The sequence below is a fragment of the Brevinema andersonii genome, from assembly GCF_900112165.1.
GTDB lineage: Bacteria > Spirochaetota > Brevinematia > Brevinematales > Brevinemataceae > Brevinema > Brevinema andersonii.
The window spans coordinates 1-16,134 of sequence record NZ_FOKY01000005.1 but is presented as its reverse complement, the minus strand read 5'-3'; the positions used below and the strand labels follow the sequence as shown (position 1 = coordinate 16,134).

6 protein-coding genes and 1 pseudogene are annotated in these 16,134 nt (G+C 38.2%); 4 read left to right on the top strand and 3 right to left on the bottom strand.

Features of this window, described 5'->3' with window-relative positions; all coding sequences use genetic code 11:
* Positions 1–5 precede the first annotated feature (5 nt).
* Entirely contained in the window at positions 6–2,462 is a 2,457-nt protein-coding gene (locus tag BM018_RS04140; RefSeq protein WP_092318927.1) for a glycogen/starch/alpha-glucan phosphorylase, read from the bottom strand.
* 163 nt (positions 2,463–2,625) lie between these two features.
* On the opposite strand from BM018_RS04140, the gene BM018_RS04135 reads away from it, so the two are divergent.
* From BM018_RS04135 to bamA, 4 genes are all read left to right on the top strand, one after another.
* Positions 2,626–4,731 (top strand): ATP-binding protein, encoded by a 2,106-nt coding sequence (locus tag BM018_RS04135; RefSeq protein WP_092318925.1) that lies wholly within the window; start codon positions 2,626–2,628, stop codon positions 4,729–4,731.
* Between the two features lie 40 nt (positions 4,732–4,771).
* The gene (locus tag BM018_RS04130) at positions 4,772–6,811 is read left to right on the top strand and encodes a tetratricopeptide repeat protein (protein WP_159428171.1); all 2,040 of its coding nucleotides are present in this window, start codon (positions 4,772–4,774) and stop codon (positions 6,809–6,811) included.
* A gap of 84 nt (positions 6,812–6,895) precedes the next feature.
* Positions 6,896–11,125, top strand: a complete 4,230-nt coding sequence (locus BM018_RS04125; RefSeq protein WP_143280410.1) for a translocation/assembly module TamB domain-containing protein — start codon at positions 6,896–6,898, stop codon at positions 11,123–11,125.
* Positions 11,126–11,232: 107 nt separating this feature from the next.
* The gene (gene bamA / locus BM018_RS04120) at positions 11,233–13,677 is read left to right on the top strand and encodes an outer membrane protein assembly factor BamA (RefSeq protein ID WP_092318919.1); all 2,445 of its coding nucleotides are present in this window, start codon (positions 11,233–11,235) and stop codon (positions 13,675–13,677) included.
* A gap of 38 nt (positions 13,678–13,715) precedes the next feature.
* On the opposite strand, the gene BM018_RS04115 is transcribed toward bamA, so the two are convergent.
* Together BM018_RS04115 and BM018_RS04110 are read right to left on the bottom strand one after the other, a co-directional pair.
* Positions 13,716–14,588: a flagellin N-terminal helical domain-containing protein gene (locus BM018_RS04115; protein ID WP_092318917.1), complete on the bottom strand. Its 873-nt coding sequence runs from the start codon at positions 14,586–14,588 to the stop codon at positions 13,716–13,718.
* 109 nt (positions 14,589–14,697) lie between these two features.
* Positions 14,698–15,216: pseudogene (locus BM018_RS04110) on the bottom strand (DNA alkylation repair protein); the annotation flags it as partial.
* Between the last annotated feature and the right edge of the window lie 918 nt (positions 15,217–16,134).

Below are 16,134 nucleotides of genomic sequence, written 5' to 3'. Positions count from 1 at the left end.
ACATTTTAAGTTAATGGTTTGATATGCCAGATTTCATCAGCATATTCCTGAATGGTCCGATCAGAAGAAAATTTTCCGCAGCTGGCAATGTTGATTAGCATCATTTTTGCCCAAAGATTCCGGTCGCGGTATAAGAGATCTATAGTTCCTTGGGCTTTGCGGTAAGCGTCAAAATCTTTCAATAAATAATAGGTATCTGCTGGATTACCGTCTACTCCATACAATAACGAATCATATAAATTACGGAATAAATTTTCATCTTCACCGATTGTAAATGTACCATTGATCAAACTGTCAAGTGTGTCTTTCAGCAGAGGGTCAGAATGATAATAATCCAACGGTTGATAATTTTGGTTGATGTTTAATTCGTGAATTTCTTCTGTAGTTGCCCCGAAAATAACACAATTTTCAGCTCCTACTTCCTCCAGAATTTCAACATTTGCCCCATCTAAAGTGCCTATTGTAATTGCGCCGTTGGCCATAAACTTCATATTTCCTGTGCCGGAAGCTTCTTTACCAGCGGTCGAAATTTGTTCACTCACATCAGCGCCAGGGAAAATCTTTTCCGCAACCGATACTCTGTAGTTCGGTACAAATACAACTTTCAATTTGCCTTGGATGCGGTTGTCCTGATTAATAACGTTTGCGATGTTGTTGATGAGCTTGATAATTGTTTTCGCTCGCCAGTAACCTGATGCTGCCTTTCCTCCGAAAATAAAAGCCCGCGGATAAATATCCATTGCCGGATTTTCCCGTAGTTGCAGATACATTGCAATAATTTGCAGAGCATTTAGAAGCTGGCGTTTGTATTCATGCATACGTTTGACCTGAACGTCAAAAATAGCATGTGGATTTAATTCAATATCAGTCCAATATTTAATGTAATTTGTTAACGTAATTTTGTTTTCCTGTTTGACACGCATCAGCTCTTCCAAAAAGGATTGATCATCAATGAATTGTTTAAGTTTTTGTAGTTCGTCAAGATTAGTTTTCCATGACTCTCCAATCTTACTGTCGATTAGTGTTGTTAATTTAGGGTTTGCTTTCACAAGCCAGCGCCGTGGCGTAATGCCGTTAGTTTTGTTTTGGAATTTTTCAGGATACAATTCGTACCAGTCTTTCAGAACTTCTCGTTCTAGAATTTGCGTGTGCAGTTTCGCAACACCGTTAACGCTGTGTGACCCGACAATCGCCAAGTGTGCCATTTTTATCTGCCCATGGTCGAGAATGCTCATGCGGCTTTGTCTGTGATGGTCGTTCGGATATTTTGTGCGCAGTTCGTCCATAAACCGGCGGTTGATTTCTTCGACAATCTGATAAATCCGAGGCAATAAGCCACGGAACAAGTTCAAATCCCAAACTTCGAGTGCTTCCGCAAGCACCGTATGATTCGTATAGGCAAAAGTTTGAGTTGTGAGCTGCCATGCAAAATCCCAGTCCAATCCTTTCCAATCCATGAATAAACGCATTAATTCCGGAATTGCTACTACTGGATGTGTGTCGTTCAGCTGAATCGCGACTTTTTCTGGGAACTTTTCCCATCCATGGTCTCCGTATTTATGGACAAATTTCGTAATAATATCCTGCAGCGATGCCGAAGTGAAAAAATACTGCTGGCGTAAACGTAATTCTTTGCCTTGATAAGAATAGTCATTAGGGTACAAAACCCGTGAAATATTTTCAGCATTATTTTGAGCAACAACAGCTTGTTCGAATTCGCCATTGTTAAAAGCAGTTAAATCAAATGGTTCCGGAGCTTGTGCTTGCCACAACCGTAGTGTATTGATGCATCCGTTTTTATAACCGATAATAGGCATATCGTACGGCACAGCAATAATGGTTTCGGCGTTATTGCGACGGAAGCCTATCCGTCCTGAATCTTCCATTACATTGTCGACACGGCCACCAAATTTTACGTAAACGGCGTCCGAATCGCGCCGTACTTCCCAAGGATCACCTTTTTTCAGCCAGTTGTCGGGAGCTTCTACTTGATAGCCGTTTTGAATTTTCTGCTCGAACATGCCGTATTTATAGCGAATGCCGTAACCATGACCTGCATAACCCATTGTTGCCAGCGAATCCAGAAAACACGCCGCAAGACGACCTAAACCTCCGTTGCCTAAAGCTGCATCGGGTTCCTGATCTTCGATAAGGTTCAAATCCAAATGCAAATCTTCTAGCATCTCAATAATACCATGCTGCAACCCAAAATTAATAATATTATTATCAAATGCCCGTCCCATTAAAAATTCTGCTGAAAAATAAAAGGCTTGTTTTGCTTCGGAAGCAGCAATTTTATTTTTTGTATTGGTCCAATCAACCGCTATGTAGGCCATTATGGCTTCACTGACAGCTTGATAAATATCTTCAGATGTGGCTTCTTCAGGTGTTTTGCCAGTACGTTCTTTTATGTTAGTGAGCACGGCTTCTTTGAATACGTTTTTGTCGAAAGGAATGTGCATATTTTTCTCCTTCTTCACCCGAACTGGGGACTATCTTAGTTTAGTATAATCTTTAATGAGCCATTTGTCAAAAACGGAAGCCTTTTTTGGGCAAAAACCAAAACTTTATCTGAATAATGCCGATAATTTCGATGGGAATAATTTTAGATCATGAGGCGTTATTGTGAGAATTAACCGTTTATTGATTCGGGAAAGCGGACCGTTGCGGAATGTCGATATTTATTTCAAGCCGGTGACTCTAATCATCGGCGACAACGACAGAGGCAAAACGACAATCATTAACTGGTTGGGGCATGGCTTGTTCGAAAAACCTCATCCTCTGCCAAATGGAGAAACATGGTCGGATAACATCGGAACGGATAGTTTGGTGCAAATGCAAGTTAGCCGTTTTGATAATATTTATGATCCGAGGCGTTTGAAGAATCTTCTTTTTGTAAGGGAAGGGGAATTGTCCCCAAAACAGCACAATCCTGAGCAAGCTCTTAAGTTTTGGGACAACGAGGTTAGAGCTTTGATTTATGGTCAAGACGACATTTCTGGACAGTTGCAACATAATTTTCTCAAAGCAATGGGCGTAGGTCGTTCTGGTAAGCACGCTTGGTTGAACGCATTTCATGACAAGCTGCTGAGGTTTAAGGATGCGCTCGAAGACATTCTTCCCGAAACTCAGGAACTTTATCACAAGGAAAATCAAATCAATCAACTGAATGCTTCTTTGGGCGCCGTAGATGAACAAGAAAATTATATGCGTTCTCAGGAAGATGTTTATTATTTAATGGACAAGCTGGATCTCGGGAAAAAATATATTGATTTGATGAATCAAAAAAAAGAGTTGGAGCAGCACCAGGATGATGCGTTTTCAGATAAATCTTTAGGTGAGCTTATGATTCAAAAGAGTGCTCGGCTTGAGAAGACTGAAGATGCATTAAAAGCACTTAAACGCGAAATAAATCGACTCAAAAACAAAGAACAACATTTCGAACATGAACAGTTGAGCAAATATGGTTATAGTTTAGCGCGGAACCTTATAAATTTAATGATTGGTGTTATTCTTGTGGTCGCGGGCTTGTATCTGGCGTTCAAGTCTATTCGTCATATAGGAATGACACCTATGAAAATTAGTGCACTTGTTGTTTTTATATCGGGATTGTTTTTTGTTCTTAAAACATTTTATTTTGAGATGATGAATGCTTGGGGTATAGAGTTCTTGGCCGATGACACACGCCTCCGCAAGTTTGAAAAGCTGCTTGGTAAAAAGCAGTGTGAATACGAAAAACTAGAGCAGAAATACTTCGAGCAGCGTGATGAATACCGAGATATTATGGCAGAAGTCCGCCGCAGTAAAGGCAAGCAATTATTTGAGACGCGTGAGAATCAGAGAACAAGAATTGTCCGGACATTGGAAAATGTGCGTGATACGGTGTTTAAGGTATTTGGTTTCGATCAACCGCGTGATGTTCTGGCTGAAATTAACAATATCCGCGATTATCTAAACAACAATAATGTTGATTTTGATTATATGGATCTTTACCGAGTTCGCCGCCAAAAAAATGATATTGTTCATCAAAAATCTCAGCAAGCCAAAGATTATGAAAAAATGAAGAATAATATTTTCGGTACGTTGAAACCGATTCTTGATGAGCTCAAAGATAGCGGATATCCGGATGCTGTCAAACGTTTCTATCCAGAAGTTTCGGAATGGCATATCCGCGAGATCCAAGATATTTTTGATCTACGGGAGAAAATAGATCCTGTTGTTGATCGGGTCGCGAAAGATCGGCATTATGCTGAAATATTGGTTGATTTATGTGGTGATTTGAGTAAAAAAACGGAAACTCTTCTTGAAAAAACCCTACAAAATCCATTTTTTGAATATATTGTTCAATATACATTTGGCGGAAAATATAAAACCTTTGTTGCAGCATTGGAAGATAAGCATATTCGAATTTTTGCTGTGGATGGGCACGGAAATACATTTTCTCTCGAAACCTTAGGTGCAGGTGCAAGTATGCAGTTTTGGATGATTTTGAAGTGGTCTCTAGCAAAAGAACTTCTTGGCAGAGAGGATGGAATTATTGTGTTGGATGATCCATTTTCTTATTTCGACGCGCTACGAAGTAAAAATCTTATCGATGTATTGAAAGCCTTTGTTCAAGAGGGCTGGCAAGTTGTCTGCACCATGCAGGATAATAAACTCCTATATGACTATTTTGAAAGCTTGTTCGGGCCATATTTGGAAGCTACTAACTTAAATCGTGACTATTATTAAAGGCTATGTTATAATGAAAAAAACCGTGCAAGGAGCATGTATGAAAAATTTTTTATCCGCGCTGCTGCTTTTATGGGCGGGTATTTTGCATTCTCAGGAGAAATCGGTGCTTTCTCAGCAAGAGATAGAAGATATCTATTCCCAAGCTGTCAATTATTATTACGATAATGATATTGCTCAAGCCAGGTTTTTGTTAGAAACGCTCGTTTTGGAAGGCGCCGATAACGAATATTTAGCATTATTTTTGATGCAGATTTATCAGGCTTACATCCAGATTCTTAGTTATAATTCAAATCCTGAAAATCAGGAAGTAGTCCTTAATTCTTACAAAGGAATCCGCGATAATATTTTGATTTTGGCCGAGAAATATCCCGACTCCGCACAGATCACAGATACTGGCCTTTCTATCGCTTGGCAAGTGAGGGATGCTGAATTGGGTATGAAGTTGGCCGAGAATACATTGAAATACAATCCCAATCACACAATGGCTAATTATATTTTGGGATATCTTGCGCTTTCTGCTGCAAATTATGAAGAAGCAATTCCTTATTTCGAAAAATTGTCACTTATCAATGGGCCTTCACGAAATGAAACTTATATCTATCAGAGTTTGATCCATCTTGGCGACATTTATTCGGCACAGAACAGTTCCTCTTCGAAGCAAAAAGCATTACGTTATTTTACTTTAGCATATAATTTAAGCCAAGAATTTATTGAAATTCCTTACGATATGCTTCTAAACGCGAAAATCGGTATTTTGCACGCATATTTTCTTAATTTTTCGAAAGCATTGACGTTTTTTGAAAAAATCCCAGTCGAGCTGATGCAACAGGATTTATTGGATATCTATTTGGGATCGTTACTGATGTCGGGAGATAAAAATTCCGTAAAAACTTTGGATCTTTATCTTTCGCAAAATACGGATCTTTCACCTTATGCATATCTGCTTCGTGACTTCCGACGCGGTAAAACCCAGCATGCACTCCAAAGTATCACTAACAATTCAGATTTTAGTGTTAGCAGTGATTTTCCCTGGATGTTGGACAGCCTTCACTACGAACTGTTACATCGTTTTCAGATGCGGGACGCTATGAAATCCGTAGCTCTTAAAGCAGGTACGGATGCCTATTGTGTCGGCAAAAAAGGACTGGCAAAACACTACCTTAAGCTTGATGATTTTCCCTATACCAATGGTGTACTGCTGTATATGCTGGGTGACATCGAAGATTCCCTAAATAATCAAACATCGGCTCTTAAGTACTACGAACAGGGATTGAAGTATGATGATTTTCGGGAGGGGTTGTTGTATGCTGTGGTTCAACTTGAGTTTGGCAGAAGAAATTTCTCTGAAGCCCGACGTCTGTTGACGCAGTATAAACTTTATCCGCAAGAAATTTTTACTCTAAAAAAAGATCAAATTGCTCAGCTGAGCGATGAAGAAAAACAACAAATAAAAATTATGAGTATTCTCTATGCCCAACTTTTGCTTGCTGAGGACTCCAATAACGACATGCAGGCACAGCAATATATTGCTGTGCTGCGGCAGCTTGAAAGCGATCCTATCCGTTTTGCTAATATTACGGCGGGCTTGTATGTTGATGCAATACATATATCACAAGGAAATTGCCGTGAATATCTTGCAAAAGCGCGACAATATTTGGAATCTGTTTTGGAGACACATCCTGACAGCCTTGATACACAAAATTTTCTTGCATATACGTATGCACTTCAAAAAGAATTCGTCCCGCAAACCGATGCCGATCTTGATAAAGCCTTGTCTCTGATCGAAAATACAGTAGCTGAAAAGGATAATATTGCTTATCTTGATACGTGGGCATGGGTGCATTTTATGAAAGGAGATGCCGGCGAAGCCCAAGGTATTTTTACGCTTGTTGAAAACGAGCTTGATATGATGCCTTTTCAAACAAAAGAATTAACAGAAATTTACGCTCATCTTGCCAAGTTTTACCTTGATCAAGGCAATATCAAAAAAGCGAAACAATTTCTCCGGATTGGAATGAAACTTAATCGGAATAATAGGGCTCTATTGGAGTTAGAGGCTGCTGTAAAACGCAGGTAGCAGATATGCGTTCATCGAGTGTGGAGGAATGTTCTGAAAAACGCCACAAAAAAAACTTGGTTTCTCTGGATTTTTCGGTTGTTTATGTTCTATATTTTTGTGTTAGGTGCGTTAAATATTGCATTCACGGTATTTCGACCTCAGATTGAACGCGCTGTCAAGCAAGCTCTTGATGCAGAATATGTTTCTTTGGGTCATATTTCCAATTTTCCGTTTATTTTTGCTAGCATTGGGCATATTCGTATTATTGTTAATGATGAAATTTCTCTGAATGTTAAAGGAATTTATTTTCGTTACCGGTTATGGAGTTTATTCACGGGCGATTTTGATCAGTTTGTTGCGAGTTTTGTGGTTGATACGCTTGATTTTCAATTTCATAACAAAGCTTTTGACGAATATCTCGAACATCTTCAGCAGCGTTACAATAAAAACAAAACTAAAGAAAATTTTGCCAACTCTTTCTATAAAAAAATAAATTTCGATATCAAAAAAATGTACTTCCACTTGCATGTGAAGCAGTTAGGTATGACAGTGAGGATGTTGCAGCAATTCCGGCATTTTGTGGATGCCAATGAAGTCAATATTCTTTTCGAACGCAATGCAGTCAATTGGAAAGCTGATTTGGGTGTACGTTCGGTATGGAGCAATCAAGTACATTTGGCGACGCTTGCTTTCAAAGCAAAGGGTCAATTGAGTAACTTTAATGCTCCTCAAGGCGGTTTGGATGTAGCTCTGCATAGCTTGAACGCTGGTGGAATTCCTATCATCACTGATACAATAGGGCTTGCGTTCACGATCAATGGTAGAGATGTGCTTTTTGATACTATTTCCCAAAGCAGCAATTCTTTGGGTTTTGTTTTGGAGGGGAATCAGGATCAATTTGAGCTGGCGATCAACCGCAGTTTCCGGATCAATTATGCTGATTATGAAGAATATGAAATGCTCGATTATGCATTTAAGCCGGGTATTTGGAATTTTGGGTTAACTGTTAAAAAAAACCATAACTGGTATACAGCTGTGAAATTTTGGTCGGAGCAGCATCCTAATTACGGTCTGGATTTGGAAATTCTACCTTTGGGCAGCGAGAAATATCATGCTTTAGTTAATCTTAATACTCATTTTTTTGGCGGCATTCTCGGCGATTTGTTACTTGAAAATAGACGTGGATTGCTTCCTCTTCCTACAGGGACTTTGCAGTTGGATAATGTGCGTTTTATTCTTCCGGGGCTGGTGTTTTCTGCTGATGCAAAAACAGTCGCTTTACCTGGCCAGAATGTTCTGGATATTACAGCATACAATGTCCGCATGAACAACGGTCTGATCGGCAATACCAGAGCACGTTTTCATATTGATGGCTCAAGACTGAAAATAGAACCGCTTCGTTTTTCGAATGATGTGGATGTTCATGTTGATCTTGATGAGTATGTGTATGTCTATCTCAAAGCCTATTCCGTAAATGGAGATTTTTTGAAGGAAAATACAAAATTAGCTATTTTTGGGCTGGATAAATCAATGTATCGCGGTGAAGTTTTCATCGACAAAAAAGATCGTTATTCAAATCCCGAAGTCCGCGGGCAAATGACAGGTTTTTTAGATGGAGAAAGGCAAATCGATGTGTCGCTTACGTTTAAAGATAATAAGATAGATGTTCCGCGTTTGTATTTTGTTTCGCAAAACCTCCTGCTTAATGGTGCTGTTAACATTAGAAGTGATCGTACCAATACATACATAGATATAGCAGCTGCAGGCGAGTTCGGTATGAAAGGCAAAATTCCTATCAGTGTTGATGTGCTGGTGAATAAATATAAGACTTCTGTTTCTGGTTTGGCGGACGGACAAGTTCCGATTATATCGGATACAGAAGGAAATTTGACTACATTGGTTTTGGATTTCAAAAAATATCCTCTGCGTAAATTGGGTGTTAATGGCAATGCTTCAGGAATTTTGGAGTTTAATTTCACACCGCAAGGATGGGAAAAATTTGCATTTCATTCGGGAAGTTGGGAATTGGGCGGACGTGTTGTTGTTTTGGATTTTGATGCACAGGGAACAAATGGAATTTTGAATTTCAGCCGTTTTAGTTTAGGTTTGGATTCCGAAATCCTTAAGGGGCATGGTTATTTTAAGGTTGCCGAAAATGGCGGCTTAGGGGCTGCTGTTCGTTTTGAACGGGGTGGTAGTTTGCAATTTATGACTGGTTCATATACTTTCAAAGCCCGCTTTGACGTACGCAAATTTCTTATTGAAGATCTTTTGACAATTCCTGTACTTCAACCATTGTCTGGACTTCAAAATCGCAATACTGAATTGATATGGGCTGATCTCAAATTAAATATAGGTGGTGTATGGAATAATCCTGATTTTTGTGGTTCTGTCAATCTCGAAAGCACTCAAGAAAGGGAAGCATTTCAGTTTGTTGTGCAGAATTTCTCGAAAAAAGAAAATTTTCTTTCTGTAACAAATCTTCGTTTACGGCATGCAGTGCTTAATCTTGACAGTGATATTTCTTTCCGCAAGGAAACTCAAGGGTTTAATTTAGATATTGTCGGAGCTCTGGCGGTCGGAAATGCCATTAAAACGGAACTTAAAATAGCTTATCAAAAAAATTATGCTAATTCAATACTAGTTTATAAGATACCTAATTTGTACTTTTTATCGCGCGCTCCTATTGAGGTTTCTGGGAAAGTGTTGGAACACAATAATCAATATATTTTTATTTCCGACCACCATAAATATGGGCTTTCTGGGGTGTTGGGGCTTGATGCTGGGCAGATTTTTTGGAATGCTAGCTTTCTGACAGATGCCATAAAACTTCAATCCGAAGGCCGTGAAGCCAATAATGCTATTACTGCTGTTTTAGACGGTGCCGTGCAGCTTGATAAATTAAAGCTGAGTGGCGATATTCGGCGTTTGAAAGGAAATGCTGGGTTTCATATTTTGACCCGTGGCTCATCGGACAATCCTATTTTTGACGGGAATTTGTCGTTCTCCAACATAGAAATGCAACTTCGTTCACTGCGGAATCGGGTACTGATTCCAAATAATCATAAAATTCTGATTGAAAGCAATAAAGTATTGTTTCCGAGGATTCCCATTATTTCTCGGAATTCGGGACAATTTGTGTTGGATGGTTTTTTTGATATCCGTGATAAAGCTATCGAAAGTATCGACTTGAAATTCTTTGCTGATCCCTTGGTAGAAAACAACTTAAGTATGCTTGTCTGGAAACTTAATGTTCCATTTATTACGTTTAACGGGCGTACTATTATTGATCATATCAATATCAGCGGTCCTGCTAATGAGTTATTATTATCTTCACGGCTTACCACAGAAAATGTCAATATGCGATTGGAGTTGGGAGATATACTTTCTGAACGATCGTCAAGTGGCATACAATTTTCTCCGTTCGTTGAGCTTATGGAAAGCTTGAATATCGATATTGACTTTACTCTCGGAAAAGGTACGCGATTTCTCAATCAGCTGTTTGACTTATACTTCGAGCCTGATAAATTGATAAAAATTCAAGGAAATGTCAGCGATAATACAATAGCCGTGCATGGTGATGTGGATATTATCCGCGGTACGATCAACTACCTCAATAAAGAATTAAAAATCGATAAAGGAAATCTTGCATTTTCCGGAGAGCCAGGTGATGTATTTCCTATGCTGCGCGTAAGTGCTATGTCTTCCGAACGTGATGCTCAAAACAATCAGATCGATATTTATGTCGATTTTGATGGTAAACTTCCTAATTTGGAATTAGCTAATATTAGTTCGGTACCGTCGCGTTCACGTTCGGAATTATTTGGGCTTTTAGGATTAGGGAGTGTTCAAGCTCGTGATGCGGCTAGTGTGCGTATTAGTGATTCTGGTAATATTGTTGCTAGCGGAGTGGGGGTTGCGGAAAATGCGTTCTTTACATCTCCTCTTTCGCGGCGGATTCGACAGGTTGTGCCTATCGACAATTTGCAAGTGAAAACCGATGTGCTTGGAAATTTAACACGTTCGTTTGCGTTGGGGCAACCTGCTACAGGAATTAGCGTATTCCACGGCTCGGAACTAGAATTGGGACAATATTTACCATCGATTTCTGGGCTCCAGCTGAAGTATAATCTTCGTTTTGAATCTCCTGAAAATTCTAGCCTTGATACTAGTCAGATTCTCAATCAAATCCACAAAATCGGCTTAGGTTGGGATTATCCCGTCCGAAATGTCGGTCAGTTCGGGCTTGGTGTTAACGCTGCTGTTAATGCTAAGCAAGAAGGTACTGAAACCGAAGCTATTTTTGAAGGTTCTTTCCGACGCAGATTTTAAGAAAGATTGCTATTTCTCTGCAGATTTTGTATACTATATTCTGTTAAATTACTCTAATAATTTATACTCGAAGTTGTTTTTTCGAAATAAACAGATTACGGAGTATTATGTTGTCTATTATGAAATTAAAAAAGAAATTGCTATTAATTCTAACCTTTTTTACAACGGCGGTTTATTCTCAAAGTCTTAATAATATTATCTCGGAAATTCGTTTTCAAGGGTTAAAAGTTACTTCGCAGAACGATGCGTTATCTGTTGTTGAGCTGCGTCCTGGTGATACATTTACTCAACGCGATATTAACTTTGCTATTAAAAATCTTAACGCAATGCAGCGATTTCAGTCGGTTCAAGCCAGCTTGTCTAATACACCTACCGGAGTTATTGTTACGTTTACCGTCGTAGAGGAAGCACTTGTAGATCGGATAATATATCAAGGGGTATCTGGGCTTAAAGCAGACAAGCTCAAAAAGGAAATTGATTTCAAAGAAGGTACGGCCTTCCGTGAAGCAAAAGCTCGAGCAGCTGTATACCGTATTAAAGAATATTATCGAAAAGAAGGTTTTCTTGAAGCCCAAGTAAGTTATCGTCTAGTGCCTATTAAGCAATTGCCTGGTCAGTTTGATCTTATTTTCGAGATTTCAGAAGGTCTGAAAATAGTAGTACGCGATATTATTTTTGTTGGTGCGAACAAAATCAAACCCAAAAAACTTGAAGGTGTCATGCAAACTAAGAAAAAAATGTGGATTTTTCGGAATGGTGTCATTAAAGAAGATGAATTTCTTGCTGACCGCGATCGGATTATCGGCTATTACAAAAAATTTGGTTATCTAGATGCTCAGATTACAAATTTTTCTTGGGATATTGAAGATATTGTTTCTACCAACAAACAAGGTCAGGTTTCTAAGGTTACACGAGGTATTGTTTTGCGTATTCATATTTCCGAAGGTTCTCAGTATAAAGTAGGGACTTTTGCATTTGAAGGGCATAATATTTTTGGGATCAATGAGTTCAGAGATTTTGTTGCTCTCAAACACGGAGATATTTACGACCAGGAAAAAGTCGAAAAAATCCGCTCTGATATCTATAAAAAATATTCTGACCGTGGGTATCTTTTTGCGAATATTTCGGCAGTCCAAGAAAAAAGAGCTGATAATGTTGTTGATACGATTTTTGTTATCTATGAAGGATCACGTGCACATATCCAGAATATTAATGTACGTGGCAACACTAAAACATTACCTGGTGTTATCAAACGTTATATACAGGTGAAAGAAGGTGAACTTTATGTTAATCGTAAGTTGGAACAAAGTTATAACCGATTAATGCAGACTCAATTTTTCTCAGATGTTCGTATTCAGCCATCGCCAGGCACGGTGGACGGTTTGGTGGACATTGATTTTGTTGTTACAGAGGCTCAAACTGGAATGATAGAGTTTCTTCTTGGCTACGGAACCGTCAGTGGTTTCAGTGGTGGTATCAAATTGTCTGAAAAAAATCTTGGAGGGCGTGGATTTCAATTAGCATTGCGTGCTGAATATGGTCAATATCGCCAGTTAGGAGAGGTCACGTTTACAGAGCCAGCTCTTTTGAATTCTCCTGTATCATTGAGTGTGATATTAGGGGTGTTTAATAATATTTACATTGATATGCCTACCGATGAAGATAGAAACGGTATAATTGACGGTACAGACTTGAATTGGCAGAAAAATCCTGATAAAACTTTAGTAAGTTTCAGTTCTTCAAAACAATACACTAGGCTTAGTTTCCGTGCTGGATTGGCTTTTGGGATCCAATTTGGAGTCTACTGGAACGCTAATTTAGGTTATGAGCTGAATATCTTCAAAGATTATAATGCTAATTTCTCTAATCCTTTGAAATATGATGGTCAGTGGAAAATTGATAACAACTTGATTGATTCACTTGCTTTTGGGTGGACAATTCAGAATAGTATCTATACAACACTACGTTTTAACAATACAGATGGTGGTCTTTGGCCGACACGTGGCTTAAATACAGCATTATTTTTCTCATTTTCCGGCGGAGCTTTGGGAGGAGATATCGACTTTATTAACATGACCTTTAGTGCCGACTACTATTGGCGTCCATTTTGGCAGATGACATTTGCATTCCATTATGATATGGGCTTTTTGTTCCCTCAGATCGGGCAGAAATTTTCTTATAGAGATGCCAATTTAATGAGTTTCGATGGCGTATATAGAATGCGTGGCTGGCTCAATTATGTTGCACGCGGTGAAGCAACATCCTACTTTTCCATAGAAGCCCGTATTCCTATCTGGAATTTTATCGGTGCTGTAGTATTTTGGGATTATGGTGCTATTTTTGCTAATTATACAGATTTTACTTGGAATCAATCACCTTATATTATGAGTTTTGGTTTAGGTTTGGCATTGAATATTCCTATTTTACCGGTTCGTTTGTATGTTGCGCGTCCTGTAGAATGGGATAAAAATCAAGGTGGTTTCCAACTTGCAGGCTCTCGTGATTTTTGGAAATCTTGGGAATTCGTTTTCTCAATTCAGGGATTATTTTAGAGTTAATAGAAAAGAGCCTTTTAAAAGGCTCTTTTCTATTAACGAAGTAATGATAAAACTAATTGTGGTTGTTGATTGGCTTGTGCGAGCATTGCATTGGCGGCTTGCATCATTACCTGATTTCGAGCGTGAGCACTTGATTCTCTTGCCATGTCTGTGTCGCGAATGCGTGACTCAGATGCTTGCAGATTTTCATATCCTGTCATGATAGAACGTGAAGCCGACTCAAGTCGATTTTGATAAGCACCAAGATCAGCACGTTGAGCATTTACTTTTCTTAATGCTTGATCCAACAACCCGATAACCGAGTTAGCTGAGTTCTGCGTGCTCAAAGAAATAAAAGATGCTGTTTCCGGTGCTCCTACAGGAGACTTCAAACCTAATGCTTGAGAGTTCATTGTACCAATATAAGCTCTTTCACGTTCATCCATATTAGCACCCATATGGAACCACATGGAAGCTTGAGGTTCTGCTTCAGCGGTTGGCTTCGCAAAAAGCCCTGAAAGTATTTTCATACCATTGAACTGAGCTTGTGATGCGATTCTATCCAATTCGTCGACCATTTGTGAAACCTCTACTTGGATGTATCCCCTGTCTTCATCGGTGTAAATACCGTTAGCTGACTGAATTGCTAATTCCCGGATACGCTGTAAAATATTAGTGGTTTCTGCAAGATATCCTTCTGTAGTTTGAATGAATGAAATACCGTCTAAAACGTTTTGATTAGCCCGGTTCAAACCGCGGATCTGAGTGCGCATTTTCTCGGAAACCGCTAATCCTGATGCATCATCTCCAGCGCGATTAATCCGCATGCCAGAAGATAATTTTTCCATCGTTTTGGCGTTTTCTACGCCTTGATTAAACAACTGGCGATTACCAAAAATCGCGTTTATGTTGTGATTGATAATCATACACATCCTCCGTGATGTAATAATTTATTTAATATGATACTTCCGTGTATCTAAATTTATTTTCGGTTGTCTCTTTAGAAAGTTTAGTTTTTTTTTAAAAAGAATTTGTTTATATTGTGAATGCCTGATATTTTGTAAGAAAAATAACTTTCGATTTGGTGTTTATGTAAGAAACTGTTGAAGAAGAACTGGATGTTAGGATTTCAGATATTTTTGAAACTTCTCTTGTTGTAATTTTGAGAGAATGAATGTTAATAAAATTGTATATCCAATCAGGATTAGTTTTGCTGTATTCTCTTAAAATCCATCCTATAGCTTTTTGAACGAAGAATTCGTTATAATTTTTATTGTCTAAGATCACATGTGATAATAAATTAGTATTTGTATTCTCTTTCCAGCGCAATTGCACAATAATTGCTATTCTCTTATACCAAAATAGTTCCTCATGATTCCAATATAAGAGTGTTCCTTCCAAAAATTCCTGATGTATTCTCGTCCATAATGAAAAAGGTTTTTGTATTTTATCTACGCTGTCCCACCATGGAGATATTTCTATTAATCCGGATAATTCTTTTATTTCTTCGTATGAAAATTTCCGATAATTATGAATTATTAGATCGATAGCTGTATATAGTTCTTCTCAATATTCTCCATAGGCTGGTTCAAATATAATCGAAATCAATGTATTTGTAGTTATTGTTTTACTTTCTTTGAAAATAGGTTTTAAAATCTCATTTCGTATGATTGGAACTCCATAAAACTTAAACTGCTGTCTCATATAGTTATAATTCCATAATACTGTTTCTGGATCTTCATGTTTTATTAATAACTCTTTGATTTTTTACCATTATTAGTCTTTCTAAGACAGTTTAACTTTCAATAGTTTTTTCATTAACTCATTATTTATATGGGTTATACAGTTTTTTATAAGTGTTTATCTCAGTTTTATTGTATACCGTAAACAAAATAAATTCAAGATCAGCTGTTTTATTCTATTGTAAGAATGAAGAATTAGGGATTGGATTTGGGTAGAGAATACTGCTAGTTTGAGTCTCATCAATATTGGGGACGGTGCGGTATAGGTATAATATTTAATGTAGAGGTGTTTTGTGCATTGGTTATTTCTGTGCAGTGGGATTCGTTTTATATTCGGCTTCTATTAGTTTTTATTGGAAGCTGTCAAGGTTACTCCGTAATGATGAGGCATTTTTAACTCACAGCAAGGTTTCGAATTCTGTCAGTACGGAATATATAGTGTAGACTCTATTTGTTACTCTCACATAAAAGAGCCGCCGGAATTAATAACGAAATTTGTATCAGTAACTTGACTTCTACAAATATGATGGAGTCCTGGTGTTTTTTGGAAAAAGCGTGGGGATGTATTTGGAACAGTCAATCAAGAAATTTAAAATAGATGCAGAATCTTAAAATGAGTGGAGGAGATATCATTGTTGCGGATATCTTTGTTATTCAAGAGTTTGGTAAAGAGCAGAATGCTCAGTTAGACAAAAATATGAGTTGATAAAAATACTTCAAGAGAAAATCA

Bases quoted from the DNA above. Each gene is read 5' to 3' on its own strand.
- BM018_RS04130 (WP_159428171.1), top strand. From the start codon at position 4,772: ATGAAAAATTTTTTATCCGCGCTGCTGCTTTTATGGGCGGGTATTTTG.
- BM018_RS04125 (WP_143280410.1), top strand. From the start codon at position 6,896: ATGTTCTATATTTTTGTGTTAGGTGCGTTAAATATTGCATTCACGGTA.
- bamA (WP_092318919.1), top strand. From the start codon at position 11,233: ATGTTGTCTATTATGAAATTAAAAAAGAAATTGCTATTAATTCTAACC.
- BM018_RS04115 (WP_092318917.1), bottom strand. From the start codon at position 14,588: ATGATTATCAATCACAACATAAACGCGATTTTTGGTAATCGCCAGTTG.
- BM018_RS04140 (WP_092318927.1), bottom strand. From the start codon at position 2,462: ATGCACATTCCTTTCGACAAAAACGTATTCAAAGAAGCCGTGCTCACT.